This is a genomic window from Streptomyces sp. NA04227 (genome assembly GCF_013364195.1).
Classification (GTDB): Bacteria; Actinomycetota; Actinomycetes; order Streptomycetales; family Streptomycetaceae; genus Streptomyces.
Map to the genome: position 1 here is coordinate 1,179,491 of NZ_CP054918.1, position 17,215 is coordinate 1,196,705.

Below are 17,215 nucleotides of genomic sequence, written 5' to 3' on the forward strand. Positions count from 1 at the left end.
GCGATGACCGTCACCCCGGAGATCACCGACCTGTACCCCAGCCGTGGAGCCACCGAGGTGGCCCTGCCGCGTACGGACCCGGTCGTCTGGAGCGCCCCCGGCGCCCCGGGACCGATTTCCGAGTCCGAGCTCACGTCGTACGAGCGTGACGGTTTCCTCGCCATGGAGCAGCTGCTCACTCCGGACGAGGTGGCCACGTACCGTGCGGAACTCGACCGCCTGGTGACCGACCCGATGATCAAGGCCGACGAGCGCTCCATCGTGGAGCCGAAGTCGCAGGAGATCCGCTCGGTCTTCGAGGTGCACCGGATCAGCGAGATCTTCGCCCGACTGGTGCGCGACGAACGGCTGGTGGGCCGCGCCCGGCAGATCCTCGGCTCGGACGTGTACGTCCACCAGTCGCGGATCAACGTGAAGCCCGGCTTCGGCGCGTCCGGCTTCTACTGGCACTCGGACTTCGAGACCTGGCACGCCGAGGACGGTCTGCCGCGCATGCGTACGGTGTCGGTCTCGGTCGCGCTGACCGAGAACTACGACACCAACGGCGGGCTGATGATCATGCCCGGCTCGCACAAGACGTTCCTCGGCTGCGCGGGCGAGACGCCGAAGGACAACTACAAGAAGTCGCTGCAGATGCAGGACGCGGGCACGCCCTCGGACGAGGCGCTGACCCGGTTCGCCGACGCACACGGCATCCGCCTGTTCACCGGCAAGGCGGGCGCGGCGACCTGGTTCGACTGCAATGCCATGCACGGCTCGGGGGACAACATCACCCCGTACCCGCGCAGCAACGTCTTCATCGTCTTCAACAGTGTGGAGAACGAGGCGGTCGAGCCGTTCTCGGCGCCCGTGCGGCGGCCCGAGTTCATCGGCGCGCGCGACTTCACGCCGGTGAGGTGACACCGCTGCCGTAGGCGGAGTCACACAGGCGAGACCAGCCGAGACAGACGAGAACGAGCAGGAACGAACAGGTGGACCCGGCCTCCCCCGTGGAGCCGGGTCCGCCTGCTTTCGCGCCCGCCCCCGTGCGGACCGCTTCGGGAGCGGCTCGTCCGTGCCGCTCCCGCCGGCAGATCACGGGCCCGGGTGGTCATGGCTGTCCCCCGGAGACTCACTTGGCCGGCCAAGGAGTCGACATGGACACTGTAGCCCAATGATTGGTCGACCAAGGTACCCTGGGGCGCGGCCTCGACGAACCGAACCGCGTGACGACCGAGGAGCCCCCGTGCAGACCGGACCCGCAGGACAGCGCGCCACCGCGCCACCCGCCGACCCCGACTGTCGCGGCGCCTCGTCGGCGGCGCGGTGCGGAGAGGTGAGCCATGCGGTGACGCGTGTGGCCCGGCTGCATCGGGCCACGGCGGGGCGGCTCCTGCGTCAGGCGGGGATCTATCCCGGCCAGGAGCTGGTGATGATGCTGCTGTGGGAACGCGGCACCATGCGGCAGTCGGAGCTCATCCGGTCCGTGGAGCTCGACCCTTCGACGGTCACCAAGATGCTTCAGCGTCTGGAGCAGTCCGGCCATGTGAGCAGGCACAGTTGTACCGACGACCGGCGGGCGGTGATGGTCGAGGCGACCGCGTCCAGTCGCGCGCTGCTGTCCGCCGTCCAGGCGGCCTGGGAACGCCTGGAGGACATCACCCTCGGCGGACTCGAACCGGACGAACGCGCCCAACTGCTCGCCCTCCTCGGCCGGGTGGAGGCGAACCTCTGCGCACAGACCGAGGAGGACGGCGCCAAGTGCCCCGGGACGGGCGGGAGTTGACCCTCACGGCCACTGCCCGCACCGCGCCCCCGGGCGTGGCTCAGCCGGAGAGCGCGTCGAGCAGCCGGTCCACATCGGCCGCCGCGTTGTAGAGGTGGAAGGCGGCGCGCAGATTGCCCGCCCGCTCGGAGGTGACCAGGCCCGCGTCGAGCAACGCGGCCTGGCGGTGGCCGAGTTGCGGCACCGAGACGATCGCGGAACCGGGTGCGGGCACGGGCTCGATCCCGAGCCGGTCGAGTCCGGCGCGGAAGCGGTCGGCGAGGGCGAGGTTGTGGGCGCGTACGGTCTCGGCCCCGATCTCCTCGACCAAGGCCAGTGAGTGCCGGGCGCCCGTGAACGAGTGCAGGCTCGGGCTCTCGTCGAACCGCCGTGCGGAATGGGCGAGTTCGGCGACCGGGCCGTAGCAGTTGTCGAAGGGGTGCTCCCCGGCCACCCAGCCCGCGAACGCCGGGATGAGACCGCCGAAGTCCTCGGGCACGGTCAGGAAGGCCACGCCCCGCGGCGACATCAGCCACTTGTAGGCGACGTCGACGGTGAAGTCGTAGTCGCTCGCGTCGAAGTCCAGCCAGCCAAGGCCCTGCGAGACATCGATACAGGTACGTGCCCCGTGGGCGGCCGCGGCCGTGCGGAGCGCGGGCAGATCGGCGATCCGTCCGTCGGCGGACTGCACGGCGCTGACCGACACCAGCGCCGTGTCCGGCCGCACCGATTCGGCGAGGCGTTCCAGCGGCACCATGCGCACCTTGAGGTCGGCGCGCATGTGGAACGGGTTGACCGCGGAGGAGAAGTCGCCCTCGGCGGTGAGGACTTCGGCGCCCGAGGGCAGCGAGGTGGCGATCAGTCCGACGAAGGTGGCGACCGAGGCGCCCGTCGCGACCTGCCGGACGGGGACGCCCGCGAGCCGCGCGTAACTCTCCCGCGCCGCCTCCACGTCGGCGAACATGTCCACGGGAGCGCCGTCGGCGACGGACTGCATCGCCTCGTGGATGGCGGTGACGGCACGGGCCGGGATCAGTCCCGTGCTCGCGGTGTTGAGGTAGGTGGACCGGGGGGCGAACTCGTCGCCTGCGAGGCTGCCAGCCAGATTCTCCATGCAGCCACTGTGCGGCCCGCCGTGCCCCCAGTCCATTGCGAATCCTTACGTGATACGTCCAAGGGATCCTTATGCATGCCCGCCGACCTGCGCTTCGGCAGGGCGTAGGGCGCCGTCGGGGGCGGAAATCCGGTCGGCGGTGAGTCGTTCGCGAAGGCCCAACATGCCGTCGGGCAGAGGCGGTTGACCTACGACGGACGCAGCCTCGGGGCGGCTCCCGGTCACGGGCGCGGCTTCCGCTGGGCGGCCCGTACGCCCCCGCCCGGCGGGTGGCCGCTCATCCCCCGAGCAGCGGTACCTCAAGGCGCAGCGCGAGGTGGTGATCGCCCTCGGCGGGCGGAAAGGCCGGATCCGGGGTCCAGCCGTGGTGCGCGTAGAAGGCCCGCGCCCGCGCGTTGTCCACATGGACGTCCAGGACCGCGAACCGGCGGCCCTGCCGCTGCCACCCGGCCACACAGGCCGCGTGCAGAGCGGTGCCGATCCCGGCCCGCCACCGGGCGGGCTCGACGTGGAACTGGTACAGCTTCACCGTCTCCTCACCCGCGCCCTCGGCGGTGCGGAACGAGGCGATGCCCGCCACCTCCGGGCCGTCCTGCGCGGGTGCCTGTCCCGCCTCGGGCACGGCGCAGAGCACCACCGTGTCCGGGCGCGCGATCACTTCGCGCCAGCGGCCCGGCCAGTCGATTCCGTCGTCCGGAAGACCGTCCGGGTAGTACGTGGAGCGGGCACGGTGGTGCAGGGCGGCGACCGCCTCGGCGTCGGTGGGCAGGGCGTTTCTGATCATGCGGGCAAGGACGTGCCGGTGGCCGTCGCGGTTCCGCCACTCCCCTGCCGTCACCACCCGCGGCGGCGCGCGGTCAGGGCCTCACGGCGTCCAGTGCGGGTCCCGGCCACTGAGACCGATCACCCGGTGGAGCAGCGGGGCGGACTCGGGGACCTCGATCACCGGCCCGAAGATCGGCGGGCGTTCCTCCTCCTGTGCGGCCATCGCGAGGAAGCCGTGCGCCGTCTCCAGGGCGGCCGGGTCGGGCCGGTAGTCCTGTCCGGTGGCGCGCGCCAAGTCCCAGGCGTGCACGACGAGTTCGTCGGCGGCCACGAGTCCCGCGACCTGGCCGGGGAGGTCCATGCCACCGGCCTGGGTCATGCCCTCCCAGGCCGCGGGCTCGCGCCAGGTCTCTGCCAGCGAGTCGAGAAGCCCGGGCAGTTGCGTGCGCCAGTCGGGGCCGATGTCCGGCTTGCTGGAGCCCGGATCCGTGCCGGTGAGCGGCCCGAGGTTCTTGCGGCCCGCCTCGCGGAAGGCCTCGGTCAGTCCGAGGATGTGGCCGAGCAGATGGCGTACCGCGTAGTCCGGGCAGGGCGTCGGGGCGTCCAGCTGGTCCTCGCGCACCGCACCGGCCAGGCGCAGGACCTCCTGTGTCTGCGGTCCCAGGTCCAGGGTGTCGGTCATGGTGCTGCTCCTTCCACGGCGCCCGGGCGGCGCGCGGATCGCTCTTCTCGGATCATCCGGCTGCAAGAGGTAGACCGCCCGGCCGGACGGAACTCATCGGAGGCAGCCACAACGGCGGCGGACAGCCGCGCCTGAGGTACCCGTACGAGGTCCGCGGTCCCGTCTGAGGTACCCGCCGCACGAAAACATGCGGCAGATGCCCGATCCTCTCCGCCGCGCCGCGGCCCAGCATGAACTGCCATGACAGGAACGATCGGGCGAGTCCTGCGGGACCGCAACGCGAGGCTCTTCCTCGCCTCGGTGCTGGTGTCCGGCTTCGGCTCCACCGCGATGTGGCTCACGGCCGGTGTCTGGGTGAAGGACCTCACCGGCTCCGACTCGCTGGCCGCGCTGTGCGCCTTCGCCCTGTGGGCGCCCGCGCTGGTGGGCCCGCTCCTCGGGGGCTTGGCCGACCGCACCCGCCGCAGACCGCTGCTGATCACCGGCAATCTGGTCCTGGCCCTGGTCACCGCCACGCTGTGCGTGGTGGGCTCGCGGCTCTGGTTCCTCTTCGCGGTGCTCGTGCTCTACGGCGCCCTGGGGCTCGTACTCGACGCGGCCGAGGCGGCACTGGTCGCCTCCGTGGTGGACGAGGAACTCCTCGGCCAGGTCAACGGGTTGCGGATGTCGGCGAGCGAGGGCACCAAACTGCTCGCGCCGCTGGTCGGGGCGGGACTGTACGCGGCGTACGGGATCCGCGCGGTCGCCGTCCTGGACGCGCTGAGCTTCCTGCTCGGCGCCCTGCTCGTGCTCGCGCTGCGGACCACGGAGCCCCGGCCCGAGCGCGGCGGCGCCGGACGGCTCGCCGGGACGCTGGAGGGCGGCCGGTATCTGTGGCGCTCGGCGGCGCTGCGGCCGCTGGTGCTCGCCGCGGGCGCCGTGATGCTGCTCGCCGGAGTCAACGGCGCGCTCGTCTTCGCGGTGGTCGACGACGGACTCGGCCGCCCGCCGTCCTTCGCGGGCGTGCTCTACGCGGCCCAGGGCGCCGGGTCCATCGTCTGCGGCCTCGCCTCGGGGGCCCTGCTGCGCAGGCTGGGCGAGCGGGGGCTGTGTGCGCTCGGCGCGGCGGTGTTCTCGGTGGCCCTCGCCCTGCGCGCGGTCCCCTCGGTCGAGGTGTCCCTGCTGTGCAGTGCGGCGATCGGTGCCGGACTGCCCTGTGTCCTGGTGGCCGCGCTCACCGCCGTCCAGAAGCGGACCCCGAACGCCCTGCTCGGCCGGGCCGCCGCCACCGCCTCCTCGGCGATCTTCCTGCCCAACGCCGTGGCGCTCGGCCTCGGTTCGGGCCTGGTCGCCGTGGTGGACCACCGGATCCTGCTGCCGCTCCTCGGCTGTCTGGGTCTGTGCTGCGCCGCGGCGCTCCTGCGGCTCCGGGCTCCTGCCGCCGAGCACCTCGCGTACGGAAGCGGCGGGGCCCGGGCAGCAGAAATCCCCCGGTGCGATCACGGAGATCGTCACCGGGGGACCTCGGGCTGAGGCGGCCGAGGCGGGTGGGCCCCGGCCTCGGCCGTCAGGCTTCTCCTACCGCCCCGCTGCGGTGGGTCAGTGCGCGATGACCGGCACCTTCGCCTCGTCCTCGGCGCCTTCGCCACCGGCCTCGGGCGCCTTCGGGACACCGGTGTTGATGAAGGTCGCCGCGATGAACGCGGAGACCAGGAGGATGCCCACCGCGACCCAGATGGCCGTGGTGTAGCCGTTGACCATGGAGTCCAGGCGCAGCAGCTCCATCGCACCGGCGTTCTTCGCGGTGTCGGCGACATGGTCGTCGAAGTACGACGTGGTGGCCGAGGCCGCGATGGTGTTCAGCAGGGCCGTACCGACGGCGCCGCCGACCTGCTGCGAGGTGTTGACCATCGCGGAGGCGACACCGGCGTCACGCGGCTCGATGCCCTGCGTGGCCAGCGACATGGCGGGCATGAACGCGGTACCCATGCCGAGGCCGAGCAGCAGCTGCGCGGGCAGCAGCAGGCTGGCGTACGAGGTGTCGACGTCCAGCTGCGTCAGCATCAGCATGCCGACCGAGCCGACCAGGAAGCCCGGGGCCATCAGCAGCCTCGGCGGAACCCGGTTCATCAGGCGGGCACCGATCTGCGTCGAGCCCGTGATCATGCCGACGATCATCGGCAGGAACGCGAAGCCGGTCTTCACCGGTGAGAAGTCCTTCACGATCTGCAGGTAGTACGTGAGGAACAGGAACAGGCCGAACATGCCGATGATGGCGAGTCCGAGGGAGAGGTAGGCACCGCCCCGGTTGCGCTCCAGGACCACGCGCAGCGGCAGCAGCGGCGCGCTCACCCGCGACTCGACGAACACGAACGCGGCAAGCAGCACCGCCGATGCGACGAACATGATCAGCGTGACCGAGTCGGTCCAGCCGTCGGACTCGGCGCGAGTGAAGCCGTACACCAGCGCGACCAGACCGCTGGTGGACAGCAGCACGCCGGGGATGTCCAGCGGCGAGCGGTTGCGGCTGAAGGAGGGCTCGGCGATGACCGCGATGGCACCCGCCGCGGCGATCACGGCGAACGGGATGTTCACGAAGAACGTCCAGCGCCAGTCCAGGTACTCGGTGAGGAAGCCGCCCAGGATCAGACCCACGGCGCCACCACCACCGGCGATCGCACCGAAGATGCCGAAGGCCTTGGCGCGCTCCTTGGCGTCGGTGAAGGTCACCGTGAGCAGCGACAGCGCGGCGGGCGCGAGCAGCGCGCCGAAGACACCCTGCAGGGCGCGGGCGCCGAGCAGCATGGCCTCGTTCTGCGCGGCGCCGCCGATCGCGGACGCGGCGGCGAAACCGACGAGTCCGGTGATGAACGCGCGCTTACGGCCCCACAGGTCGGCGATGCGGCCGCCGAAGAGCAGCAGACCACCGAAGGCCAGGGCGTAGGCGGTGATGATCCACTGGCGGTTGCCGTCGGATATGTCGAGGTCCGTCTGGACCGAGGGCAGTGCGATGTTCACGATGGTTGCGTCGAGCACCACCATGAGCTGGGCGAGGGCGATGAAGACCAGCGCTTTCCAGCGCCTGGGGTCGGGGGTGATCCCGGGGGACAACCCCGGTGAGGACTGAGACATATGAGCTTCCACCTTGCGGTACGGGGCGGTTGTACTGGTCGATCCTGCTGCGAAACCTGTGCCGAACGCCGTTGGTTTTCGAACCAGTTCGAAGGTTCACAGGACTTCGCGGGTCATTTGCTGTTTGGTTGGTCGGTTGGCACCGACACGGCGGGCAGCCCTGGGGGCGGCCCGGCCGGTGGCCGGTACACAAAAACGTGGGTGCCGTCGGAACTCCGGCAGAGCCGGAAGCGGTGCGGCAGGAGGCATGTGACCGCCCCGGGCAGGCACTACGGACCCGGGACCCGCGCGGGTCGACGTGACGCGGCGGTGTCGTGGAGCGGGATGCGCGGGCGCTCGGTGCGCCCTCATCCGTCCCTCAATGCCTCCAAGGTGGCCGGGACTCCCGGCAGCCGGGAGCGGGCGGGCGCCATCAGGCCGTCCAGGAAGACTTCCAGGTGGCGGCGCACGAACTGGTCCATGTTCAGGCACGCTGTCCCCGGCAGCGGCCTGGTGAGCTGGGCGAGGGCGACCATCAGGTCCCCGACGTCGACGTCGTCACGCAACTGTCCCGCCGCCCGCGCCTCGGTCATGAGCGCGCCGACGGCCTTGTCGATGCGTTCACGCGCGGCGACGAGATCGGGATGGTTCCGGTCGAATTCCGCGGACAGTGCCGGGCAGAGGGCGCCGATGCGCTTGTCCGCGGCACCGAGCGCGAAGGCACGCAGTGCGGCGAAGGCGTCCCCGCCGGGCTTGTTCGCCTCGACGAGCAGACGGCTCGCGAGCGCCTGCACACTGTCCATGACCTCCAGGAGGACCGCGTGCATCAGCTGCGTGCGGTCCGGGAAGTGCCGGTAGACCGTGGCGTTGCCGATACCGGCCCGCCGCGCGACCTCGTCCAGGGCGATCTCGGCGCCGTACTCGACGAACATCTCGCGCGCCGCGGCGACGATCCGTTCCCGGTTGCGCAGGGCGTCGGCCCGCGGCTTCGGGGCCCGGCGCTGTGTCTCGGTCACGGCACTCACGACGGCATTCCCCCATTCCTGGTCACAGTCGGTCATGGGGACCGACTCCTGGTACGCGATCCGGACAAGAACTCCCCGTTTCGCTCGGACACCACGGTAAACGGGGAAACAGTCCCCACTAATTCCACCGCGGGAGTGATCCGCGTCATAGCCGCCCTCGCGGGTCGGACAAAGCGGGACGAACAATTAGGAACCGCGACGGTGAGTTTGGCCGACCGAAGGCGTGTGAAGTAAGGGAACGGTAAAGCGGGGTCGCTCGTTACTCCTGGCATGACAGCTATGACCCCCGGCTCGAACATCCCCCTGCCCGTCTCGACGGTGGCCGTCGAGGTCGCCGCCCCGGTGCGGCTCGACGTGTCGGGCCTGCTGCTCACCGCCTCGGGCAAGGTGCGCTCCGACGACGACTTCATCTTCTACAACCAGCCCAATGGCCCCGGTGTGACGTATCAGGGCGGAGGCGGTGCGGCCCCCGACTCGGTCACCGTGAACACCGCCGCGCTGCCGCCGGGCATCGAGAAGATCGTCATCACCGCGAGCCCCGACGCCGCGGGCCAGACCTTCCAGGGCGTCGAGCCCACCGCGACGGTGCGCGACCCGGCCACCGGCTCGGTACTCGCCACCTTCACCCCGCCCCAGCTCGGCACCGAGACCGCCCTGGTGGTGGTCGAGGTCTACCTGCGCAACGGCGCCTGGAAGGTCCGCGCGGTGGGCCAGGGCTACGCGAACGGACTGGCCGGCATCGCCACCGACTTCGGTGTGACCGTCGAGGAACCGGCCGCACCCGCCCCGCAGGCCGCACCTCCCGCCGCGCCCCCGGTGGCCGCGGCCCCGCCGCCCCCGGCCTCGCCGCCCACTCTGCCCGGCACCCCCGACCCGCGGCTCGCCGCGCCTCCCGCGGCGGCTCAGGCCCCGGCCGCGCCCGCCGCCCCGGTGCCCGGCGCGGGCAAGATCAGCCTGGACAAGGGCCGGGTGAACCTGCAGAAGAACCAGACGGTCTCGCTGGTCAAAGGCGGCCGCCCGCTGCTCAGCCAGGTCAAGATGGGCCTCGGCTGGGAGCCTGCCTACCGCGGCAAGGACATCGACCTCGACGCCTCGGTCATCGCCTACGGCCCGCAGCGCAACCACCTCGACAGCTGCTACTTCGGCAAGCTGTCCATCCTCAACGGCTCCGTCAAGCACTCCGGCGACAACCTCACCGGCGAGGGCGCGGGCGACGACGAGGTCATCATGGTCGACCTGGGCAGGCTGCCCCAGGAGGCCACCGGTCTGGTCTTCACGGTCAACTCCTTCTCCGGCCAGAAGTTCTCGGACGTCGCCAAGGCGTACTGCCGCCTGCTCGACGCCCAGACCGGCGAGGAACTGGTCCGCTTCGACCTCACCGGCGCCGAGCCGCAGACCGGCGTGATGATGTGCAAGCTCATCCGCCAGTTCTCCGGCGAGTGGGAGATGACCGCCATGGGCTCCTTCGTGAAGTCCCGCACCGTACGCGGCATGGTCAAGCCCGCGGGGCAGGCACTGTGACCGTAGGCGCGAACTGACGCGAGGACCCCACGACACAGCTCAACACCGCGGCGCCGGACGGGAGTCCGGCGCCGCAGTGGTTCCGTGCCTCTGATCGCCCGCCTCCCCCAGCCCTATGGATATCGGGTTGCCGACGCCCGGGCCCCGGTGTTGGCTGGCCGGGACGAGACGGGGAGGCAGCATGCCGCGCAAGCCGAGGATTCTGACCGTGGACGGCCAGAGGTTCACGGTGACCAAACGGGGCTCGGGCGTCTACGACTTCGAGTGGGTCTCCGGCCCGAACCCGGGCTACGGCTTCACCACCTCGGTGCACGGCGCGAACCGGCTCACCGAGGCCGAACTGGAGGAATCCGCCCGGGACTTCCTCAGTCAGATCGACCCGGAGACGGGCTACATCGACTGATCTGCACGGGGGTACCGGGGGGTACGGGGGTCTCGTACGCACCGGTCGCCGGTCCCGTACGTCCCCGCGGCGGTCTTTGTGCGTCTTTACGGCGCTCCCGTACGTCCGTTGCCAGGGCGCCGATGACGCCCAGGTGCCCAACGCCCCTCAGGAACCGGCGACTTCGCGCGGCTTGTGCGGCTCGACCGGCGCGTCCGGCTGCCGTACCCGGATCCCCTCCACGAGCAGGGCCAGATAGCGCCCCGTGGTCTCGTCCGAGGCTCCCGGCCCGGCGAGTTCGGCGGCGGAGGTCACCGCGTGCACCAGACGCAGCAGATCGGCGGCGTCCAGGTCGCCCCGTACCTCGCCCGAGCTCTGCGCGGCGGTGAGCAGTTCCCGCGCCGCCTCCCTGATCCGGCCCGCGCAGAGCGAACCGTCCGGCGTGGCCGGGCCCGCGGCGGCCGAACCGAGCAGTGCACGCAGCCCCTTGACGCCCGCCATCTGCCGGGCGAAGGTCAGCATCCACTCCTGGAGAGCCACCCCGGGAGGTTCGGCCTCGGCCAACTCCCGTGCTCTGCACGCGACTTCCTCGACACTGCCCTCGTGCACGGCCTCCAGCAGATCGTGGCGGCTCGGGAAGTGCCGGTAGAGGGTGCCCGAGCCGACCCCGGCCCGCTTGGCGATCTCGTCGAGCGAGGCGTGCTCGCCGCGCTCGGCGATGACAAGTGCCGCCTCCCGCAACAGGCGTTCGTGGTTACGGCGTGCGTCGGCACGCATGGCTCTGGCCGGGCGCGGAACGTTCACCTCGGTCATGGACGCAGCTCTCACCTAAGTAACGGAATCCCCGCTCCTCGGTGCGGCGCGGGGAGGCATCATCGCACGCCCGGCGCCGAGTTCAAGAGGCGCTTTCACGCCCTTGAAGAGGCCGGGGGCCCGGCGCGCACGCCAGGCCCCCGCACCTCCGACTCCCGCTGCGGCGCGGTCAGTTCAGCCACGGCCAGTCGGCGTCCCGGCCGGCCTCCAGCAACGGGACGAGCCGGAAGGCCGCGTCCGTCAGTCCGCCGAAGGTGTGCCGGTTCGCGTCACCGCTCGGGCCGTGGCCCACCTCGTATCCGGCCAGGTTCCAGGTGTAGACGGGGACGTGCTGGGGCACCTGCGAGGTCGGGTCGCCGCCGCGGTGGTGCGTGTACTGCTCGTCGGTGACGATCAGTACACGGTCGTGGCGGCGGTAGTGACGCCGTACCGCCTCGGTGGTGTCGGTGCCGCCGAGGTCGCCGAACCGATCGATGATCTTGAGCACCGACTCGCCCTTGCGGTAACGCACCACGGCGCTCTCGGTTCCGAACTCGACCAGGTCCGCGTCCGCCGCGCGCAGCGCGAGCGCGGTGCCGAACACGGCGGCGCCGTCCGCCCTGGTGAGATCGGACCGCTCCGACAGCCGCGACCAGAACATCGACCCGGAGCGGTCCACCAGGATCAGGGTCCGGCCGGGCAGCGCGGGCACGTTCGCCAGGGAGTGCCCGAGGGCCTTCTCCAGCGGGTACGACCAGCGCAGCGAGGGCGCGTGCCGGTGGGCGGCGAGGTAGCGGAACGGGAACTGCCGCGAGCGCGCCACCTCTTCGGGGTCGCTGATCCTCGCGGCGACCCGGGCCGCGGTCTCGTCCGAGACACCGGCCTCGTCGAAGTTCCGCAGGTTGCGCACCAGCGCCATCGTGCCCATCGACGGGATCACGGCCTCCCAGGCCGCACGGTCCATCGGACCCTGCAGCCATCCGGCGAGCGCCTCCCAGGTCATGCCCGCCTCGGCGAGCCGCTCGGCGGCGTCCGGTGCGGTGACCACGGCGCGGCGCCGGTCCACGGGCAGCGCCATCAGCGCGCGGTGCGCCGTGAGCATCCGGGCGGCGGCGGGCGGGACCGCGTTCTCGGGGTGGTGCCGCCGGTCGAGCGCGTACTGGAACAACGGGCCCTGCCACGGCTTGCCCGGATCGGGCGCCGCGTGCACCAGGTTGAGTACGTCGCCGAAGCGGTAACCATGCGAGGCGGTGTCGTACTTGAGCAGTGCGCGGGCGTCGTACATCCGGCGCACCGCGTCGGCCACGCCCCGCTTGACGGGCTTGGGCACCGCACGGCCGTAGCGCGCGGTCCAGTAGCCGAGCAGTTCGCCCGGCTCGTCGGGGCGCCGCAGCACGGAGGCGATCACCTGACGGTTCGCGGGGCCCGTGGTGGCCCCGGCCTCCAGGCGGGCCCTGACGTACTCGGCGGCGCCGACGAGCGAGGCGGTACGCATCGCGCCGGGTCCGCGCAGCCAGCCGAGCAGGCCGGCGGTCCACTTGGGGTCCTCGACGGCGAGCCGTCGCACCAGCGCGGTGAACCGGTCGTCGCGGGCCTCGCCGCTCTCGTAGAAGGTCTGCTGCGTCACGAAGTTGGCGACCGCGAGCAGAAAGAGCTCGCCCCGCGCGTCCCGCAGCTCCCCCCGGCCGCCCTCGTGGGTACGGGCGCCGCCGCGGCCCGCCGAGCGGACCGGAGAAGTGATACGGGCGCGTGCGAAACGGGTGTTGAAACGCGCCATGAGAATTCCCCCGAATTCGATGTCTTGCGGTGTGCTTCGGTTTCTTGCGAGGCACTTCGGTTTCTTGCGAGGTCTTGGGCCCGGAACTCGGGCAGGGAAACGCGGAGCCCGAAAGGGCGCCGAGATCCGGAAAGGCACTGCGTGCATGCCCGTGTGCGCACAAGGCACGTACACACGAAGGGACATGAAGACGAGGGAGACGGAACACCGGATGCCCGAGGTCGAAGTCGGCGGCGGTACAGGTTCCGTATGCTCTACCCACTGAGCTACACCGGCCCAGAGCCGATGACGGGACTCGAACCCGCGACCCTACGATCAAGAAGTAACCGCTGCCTGCGCACCGGGCATCCGGCGCCTGCCTCCCGAGATCAGGTGGATCGCGGTGGGATTCTTGGAGAGAGAAGTAACCGCGTTCCGCGCACCGGGAGGTGCATGAAATTGTCCATCCGGAGTTCAGGGCGGCGGGACCATATTTGGTGCTCTGCCCCTGAGCTACACCGGCACGAATGCCGGTGGCAGGATTCGAACCTGCGACCTCCCCATTAAGAGTGGAAGTAGGTCCTGCCTTCGCACCCGGACAGAAAGAACTCTAGGCGGCGGGCCGCTTGTGGGGCCAAGGGTTTTTCGCGCCCCTCCGGGCCCGGCGTGCCCACGACTCCCTTTCACCGAGGGCCACTTGGGACGAAAGCGCGCCGCCGCCCACCGGAGGACCGGGGGCGGCGGCGCGTACGACGTGCCGCGGGGCGGCGGAAGGCGTCAGCGGCGGGGCTGGCGCTTCCAGGGGCCGGTGATGGCGTACATGATGCCCGGCTCCTGCACGTTGGCGAACAGGGTGCGGCCGTCGGGCGAGAAGGTGACCCCGGCGAACTCGCTGTACTCCGGCTCCTCGGCGGTGCCGATGTTGAGCTGGTTGCGGGCGATCGGGTACGTACGGCCGCTGTCGGTGGCGCCGAACAAGTGCTGGATGCCCTCGCCGTCCTCGGCGAGGATCAGGCCGCCGTACGGGGAGACGGTGATGTTGTCCGGGCCGTCGAGGGCGCCGTCCTTCGAGGGGTCCTCGTTGACGCCGAGCAGCACCTTCAGGGTGAGGGTGCGGCGGCCCGGGTGGTAGAACCACACCTGGCCGTCGTGCTGCTCGGGGCTCTCCTCGCGGGCGTAGGAGGAGACGATGTACACACCGCCGTCACCCCACCACATGCCCTCCAGCTTGCGGGCCCGGGTGACCTCGCCGTCCGTGAACTGCTTGCGCACCGAGACGGTCTTGGCGTCGCGGTCGGGGACGTCGATCCAGTCGATGCCGTAGACCGTGCCGATCTCGGTGGCGCGAGACAGGTCGTCCACGAACCGGCCGCCGGAGTCGAAGCACTTGAAGGCCTGGAGCACGCCCGCGTCGTCGGCGAGCGTGGCCAGCTTGCCCCGGCCGTGCTCGAAGCCGCGCGGCGGGGTCCAGCGGTAGAGCAGGCCGTTCGGGTCGCTGGCGTCCTCGGTCAGGTACAGGTGGCCCCGGCGGCGGTCGACCACGACCGCCTCGTGGGCGTAGCGGCCGAGCGCCTTGATGGGCTTGGGTTCCCGGTTGGCGCGCTCGTCCTCGGGGTCGACCTCGAAGACATAACCGTGGTCCTTGGTCATGCCCTTCTGACCGGCCTTGTCCTCGGTCTCCTCGCAGGTGAGCCAGGTGCCCCAAGGGGTGGCGCCACCGGCGCAGTTGGTGGAGGTGCCCGCGATACCGACCCACTGGCCGACGTGGCCGTCGCGGCGGACCTCGACGACGGTGCAGCCACCGGCGGCGGCCGGGTCGTAGACACGGCCCTCGGCGAGCGGCACCGGGTGCTCCCAGTCCGCGCGCTTGCCCTTGAGCTCGTGATTGGTGACCAGGACGGTGGCGCCGCGGCGGCCCTCGAAGGCGGCCGTGCCGTCCTGCTTGCCCGGGGTGAACTCGCCGCTCTCCAGCTTGGTCTCACCGGTGCGGGCGAGCACGCGGTACGAGAATCCGGCGGGCAGGGCGAGCAGGCCCTCCGGGTCGTCGATCAGCGGGCCGTACCCCAGCCCGTGCACCCGGTCGTGGTCGTCGTCGGAGCCCGCCGTCTCGGTGTCCTGCGTGGCGAGGGCGCCGGGCGCGGTGGCCAGGACGCCGACGGTGCCGACCAGAGCGACCCCGGCGCCTGTGTACGCCGAGCGTCGGGCGAAGTCCCTGCGAGTGAGCGACATGTGGTGTCTCCTGTGACCTTCGATGACCGAGGACCGGACCCGAAACCCCGGCCCGCGGACCTGCGCGCCTCAGGAGTGCGCGGGGGACCCGGGTTTCGGCCACACGGTTCCGCCCGTACATGGACAGCAGTTGAACGAGGGCCGAAGCGGGCGGATCTCCTTACCGGCATCTGGGCCGCGACCGCCGCCGCGCCGCCAGGAGTACGACGCGCGGCTCACCCGTGCACCGGCCCCGAAATCCCCCCACCGCTCACCGGGAGCTCAGCGGCCCGAGCCCCCGTCCCGCCTCAACTGCCCTTCTGCGAACGGGCCTTGAACGCGGCCTTGCGGGCCTCCTTGGCCACCCTCTTGTCGGGGTGCAGGCGCCCCATGGCCTCCAGGACCGCGGCCGTGGCCGGGTGGTCCACCCGCCAGGCGGACTCGAAGAAGCCGCTGTGCTGCTGGGCCAGGCCCTCCACCAGGGACTGGAGCTCGGGGGAGTTGCCCTCGGCGGCGAGCTGCGCGGCCAGGGTGTCCACGGTCAGCCAGAAGATCATCGACTCCGAGGGCGGGGGCACGTCCCGGGCCCCGTGCTCGGCCAGCCACACCCGGGCCAGACCGCCGAGCTCGGCGTCGTCCAGGACCTCCCGCAGGGCGGGCTCGGCGGAGGTGTCGACCAGCGACAGGGCCTGCTGACAGCGCAGCCTGCGCAGCGGGGCACCCTCGTCGCCGCCGCGCGCGGCGGCCAGCAACTCCCGTGCGGCGGCCAGGGTTTCGCGGTTGCCGAGCCACTGCTCGATCTCGCTCTGGGCGGCGGACTGCGGATATCCGGAGGTGCCGTCGAGCAGTGCGTCGGCGCCCTTGCCGGACAGTTCGCCGACCACCGGCGCCGCGATTCCGGCCTCGGCCAGCCGCGCCCGCATCCCGTACAGACCGAGCGGGGTGAGCCGGACCATCCCGTACCGGGTGACGTCGGAGTCGTCGACCGGGGCGGGCGCCGTCTGCTCGTCCTCCTCGGCCAGCAGCGCCTCGTCCACCGGCTGGAAGTCGACCAGGCCGATCGGCTCGATGAGCCGGAACTGGTCGTCCAGCCGCACCATGGCGCGGGAGACCTCTTCGAGGACCTCGTCGGTGGGCTGCTCCATGTCGTCGGGGACCAGCATCGAGGCGGCGAGCGCGGGCAGCGGTACGGGAGCCGGCTGGGCGGTGGAGTCCTCGCCGACGGTGAGCAGGTACAGGTTGCCGAGGACGCCGTCGAGGAAGTCCGCCTCGGCCTCGGGGTCCCAGTCCACCTGGTCCAGGTCGAGGGTGCCCTCGCCGTCCAGGGCGCCCAGGAGCCCGTCCAGTTCGGGCACACCGGCGTCGGCGAGCACGGTCTCCAGCGCGGTCAGCCACAACTGGAGGACGTCCTGCGGGGAGCCGGACAGGAGCCGGTCGAGTTCGGCGCCCCGGGTGACGGTGCCCTCCTCCTCGTCGGTGATCTCCACCAGTTCGCAGTCGACGGCGACCCGCCAGGCCTCACTGGCGTAGGCGGGGCCGTCCTCGTCCCCGGCGAGCCCCAGCGCGTCGGCCGCCGCCTCCAGTTGCTCGTCGACGAGCTCGCCGCCCGCACCCACCCGGGTGTCGGCGTCCGCCCACCGGGCCAGCCGTACCGCACGCGTGAGGAGCGGCGCGGCGAGCGCGTCCCGCGCGAGTTCCGCCTCGGGGCGCAGCCGCACCGGCGGCAGGGGGGCACTGTCTGGCATCGGATGGATCTCCTCCGGCGTAAGCGTCGACGAACCAGCGTAGAGGGTGCGCGGCGGTTCCGGCGTCAGCTCGGCGGCCAGTGGCCGGACCCGGCCGTTGTGGCCGAAGGGGACCGTCGCCCGCCACGTCCGCCCGGGCCGGCCGAACGGGCTCCCCGAACCCCTCGCCCCCTTTCGCCCGAGGTGCCCAAGTAACCCGGTTCATACGGTCTTTGGCCTGCGTACACCCGGCCAACCTTGACAACAGGTGCGGATGCGCACGAGATTGACGCGCGTAGAAATCGAACGCCGGTCTAGGACTCCGCGCCCCGCTCCAGCAGTGGCCCGCACAGCGGCACACGGCTTTGCGCTCCACCGTCCAGCCCGTCCGGCGCACTCCCCGTCCCCGGAG

At 71.5% G+C, this 17,215-nt stretch carries 14 protein-coding genes; 5 read left to right on the top strand and 9 right to left on the bottom strand.

Translation table 11 applies throughout. The features are described from left to right. The first annotated feature begins 3 nt into the window (after positions 1-3). Positions 4-900 carry an ectoine hydroxylase gene (gene thpD / locus HUT18_RS04830; protein ID WP_176098104.1) on the top strand — a complete coding sequence of 299 codons (897 nt, stop codon included), beginning with the start codon at positions 4-6 and terminating at the stop codon, positions 898-900. Between the two features lie 325 nt (positions 901-1,225). Next, the gene (locus tag HUT18_RS04835; RefSeq protein WP_254878426.1) at positions 1,226-1,765 is read left to right on the top strand and encodes a MarR family winged helix-turn-helix transcriptional regulator; all 540 of its coding nucleotides are present in this window, start codon (positions 1,226-1,228) and stop codon (positions 1,763-1,765) included. A 40-nt stretch (positions 1,766-1,805) separates the two neighbouring features. Here HUT18_RS04835 and HUT18_RS04840 read toward each other — a convergent pair whose 3' ends face one another. The 3 genes from HUT18_RS04840 to HUT18_RS04850 form a co-directional block, all read right to left on the bottom strand. After that, positions 1,806-2,858: an aminotransferase class V-fold PLP-dependent enzyme gene (locus HUT18_RS04840; protein WP_254878427.1), complete on the bottom strand. Its 1,053-nt coding sequence runs from the start codon at positions 2,856-2,858 to the stop codon at positions 1,806-1,808. 277 nt (positions 2,859-3,135) lie between these two features. Next, entirely contained in the window at positions 3,136-3,642 is a 507-nt protein-coding gene (locus tag HUT18_RS04845) for a GNAT family N-acetyltransferase (RefSeq protein WP_176098110.1), read from the bottom strand. A gap of 81 nt (positions 3,643-3,723) precedes the next feature. Continuing rightward, on the bottom strand, positions 3,724-4,305 hold the full coding sequence (locus HUT18_RS04850; protein ID WP_176098112.1) for a TIGR03086 family metal-binding protein: 582 nt from the start codon (positions 4,303-4,305) through the stop codon (positions 3,724-3,726). Positions 4,306-4,545: 240 nt separating this feature from the next. Here HUT18_RS04850 and HUT18_RS04855 point away from each other — a divergent pair, with 240 nt between their 5' ends. After that, entirely contained in the window at positions 4,546-5,817 is a 1,272-nt protein-coding gene (locus HUT18_RS04855) for an MFS transporter (RefSeq protein ID WP_176098114.1), read from the top strand. A gap of 66 nt (positions 5,818-5,883) precedes the next feature. Here HUT18_RS04855 and HUT18_RS04860 read toward each other — a convergent pair whose 3' ends face one another. After that, the gene (locus HUT18_RS04860; RefSeq protein ID WP_176098116.1) at positions 5,884-7,416 is read right to left on the bottom strand and encodes an MFS transporter; all 1,533 of its coding nucleotides are present in this window, start codon (positions 7,414-7,416) and stop codon (positions 5,884-5,886) included. A gap of 347 nt (positions 7,417-7,763) precedes the next feature. After that, a complete protein-coding gene (locus HUT18_RS04865; RefSeq protein WP_176098118.1) occupies positions 7,764-8,456 on the bottom strand; it encodes a TetR/AcrR family transcriptional regulator in 693 nt (230 codons plus the stop codon). Between the two features lie 243 nt (positions 8,457-8,699). Here HUT18_RS04865 and HUT18_RS04870 point away from each other — a divergent pair, with 243 nt between their 5' ends. Then, positions 8,700-9,941: a TerD family protein gene (locus HUT18_RS04870; protein WP_176104296.1), complete on the top strand. Its 1,242-nt coding sequence runs from the start codon at positions 8,700-8,702 to the stop codon at positions 9,939-9,941. A 181-nt stretch (positions 9,942-10,122) separates the two neighbouring features. Next, positions 10,123-10,344 carry a hypothetical protein gene (locus HUT18_RS04875; RefSeq protein ID WP_176098120.1) on the top strand — a complete coding sequence of 74 codons (222 nt, stop codon included), beginning with the start codon at positions 10,123-10,125 and terminating at the stop codon, positions 10,342-10,344. 147 nt (positions 10,345-10,491) lie between these two features. On the opposite strand, the gene HUT18_RS04880 is transcribed toward HUT18_RS04875, so the two are convergent. The 4 genes from HUT18_RS04880 to HUT18_RS04895 all read right to left on the bottom strand — a co-directional run bounded on the left by HUT18_RS04880 (position 10,492) and on the right by HUT18_RS04895 (position 16,824). Further along, positions 10,492-11,136 (bottom strand): TetR/AcrR family transcriptional regulator, encoded by a 645-nt coding sequence (locus HUT18_RS04880; RefSeq protein ID WP_176098122.1) that lies wholly within the window; start codon positions 11,134-11,136, stop codon positions 10,492-10,494. 169 nt (positions 11,137-11,305) lie between these two features. Further along, positions 11,306-12,892 (bottom strand): TROVE domain-containing protein, encoded by a 1,587-nt coding sequence (locus HUT18_RS04885; RefSeq protein ID WP_176098124.1) that lies wholly within the window; start codon positions 12,890-12,892, stop codon positions 11,306-11,308. Positions 12,893-13,648: 756 nt separating this feature from the next. Further along, positions 13,649-15,100, bottom strand: a complete 1,452-nt coding sequence (locus HUT18_RS04890) for an alkaline phosphatase PhoX (protein WP_176098126.1) — start codon at positions 15,098-15,100, stop codon at positions 13,649-13,651. Positions 15,101-15,387: 287 nt separating this feature from the next. Beyond that, the gene (locus tag HUT18_RS04895) at positions 15,388-16,824 is read right to left on the bottom strand and encodes a hypothetical protein (protein WP_176098128.1); all 1,437 of its coding nucleotides are present in this window, start codon (positions 16,822-16,824) and stop codon (positions 15,388-15,390) included. Positions 16,825-17,215 lie beyond the last annotated feature (391 nt).

Excerpts from the sequence above, each read along its gene's own strand:
- thpD (WP_176098104.1), top strand. The coding sequence starts at position 4 with ATGACCGTCACCCCGGAGATCACCGACCTGTACCCCAGCCGTGGAGCC.
- HUT18_RS04840 (WP_254878427.1), bottom strand. The coding sequence starts at position 2,858 with ATGGAGAATCTGGCTGGCAGCCTCGCAGGCGACGAGTTCGCCCCCCGG.
- HUT18_RS04845 (WP_176098110.1), bottom strand. The coding sequence starts at position 3,642 with ATGATCAGAAACGCCCTGCCCACCGACGCCGAGGCGGTCGCCGCCCTG.
- HUT18_RS04850 (WP_176098112.1), bottom strand. The coding sequence starts at position 4,305 with ATGACCGACACCCTGGACCTGGGACCGCAGACACAGGAGGTCCTGCGC.
- HUT18_RS04855 (WP_176098114.1), top strand. The coding sequence starts at position 4,546 with ATGACAGGAACGATCGGGCGAGTCCTGCGGGACCGCAACGCGAGGCTC.
- HUT18_RS04860 (WP_176098116.1), bottom strand. The coding sequence starts at position 7,416 with ATGTCTCAGTCCTCACCGGGGTTGTCCCCCGGGATCACCCCCGACCCC.
- HUT18_RS04865 (WP_176098118.1), bottom strand. The coding sequence starts at position 8,456 with ATGACCGACTGTGACCAGGAATGGGGGAATGCCGTCGTGAGTGCCGTG.
- HUT18_RS04870 (WP_176104296.1), top strand. The coding sequence starts at position 8,700 with ATGACCCCCGGCTCGAACATCCCCCTGCCCGTCTCGACGGTGGCCGTC.
- HUT18_RS04875 (WP_176098120.1), top strand. The coding sequence starts at position 10,123 with ATGCCGCGCAAGCCGAGGATTCTGACCGTGGACGGCCAGAGGTTCACG.
- HUT18_RS04880 (WP_176098122.1), bottom strand. The coding sequence starts at position 11,136 with ATGACCGAGGTGAACGTTCCGCGCCCGGCCAGAGCCATGCGTGCCGAC.
- HUT18_RS04885 (WP_176098124.1), bottom strand. The coding sequence starts at position 12,892 with ATGGCGCGTTTCAACACCCGTTTCGCACGCGCCCGTATCACTTCTCCG.
- HUT18_RS04890 (WP_176098126.1), bottom strand. The coding sequence starts at position 15,100 with ATGTCGCTCACTCGCAGGGACTTCGCCCGACGCTCGGCGTACACAGGC.
- HUT18_RS04895 (WP_176098128.1), bottom strand. The coding sequence starts at position 16,824 with ATGCCAGACAGTGCCCCCCTGCCGCCGGTGCGGCTGCGCCCCGAGGCG.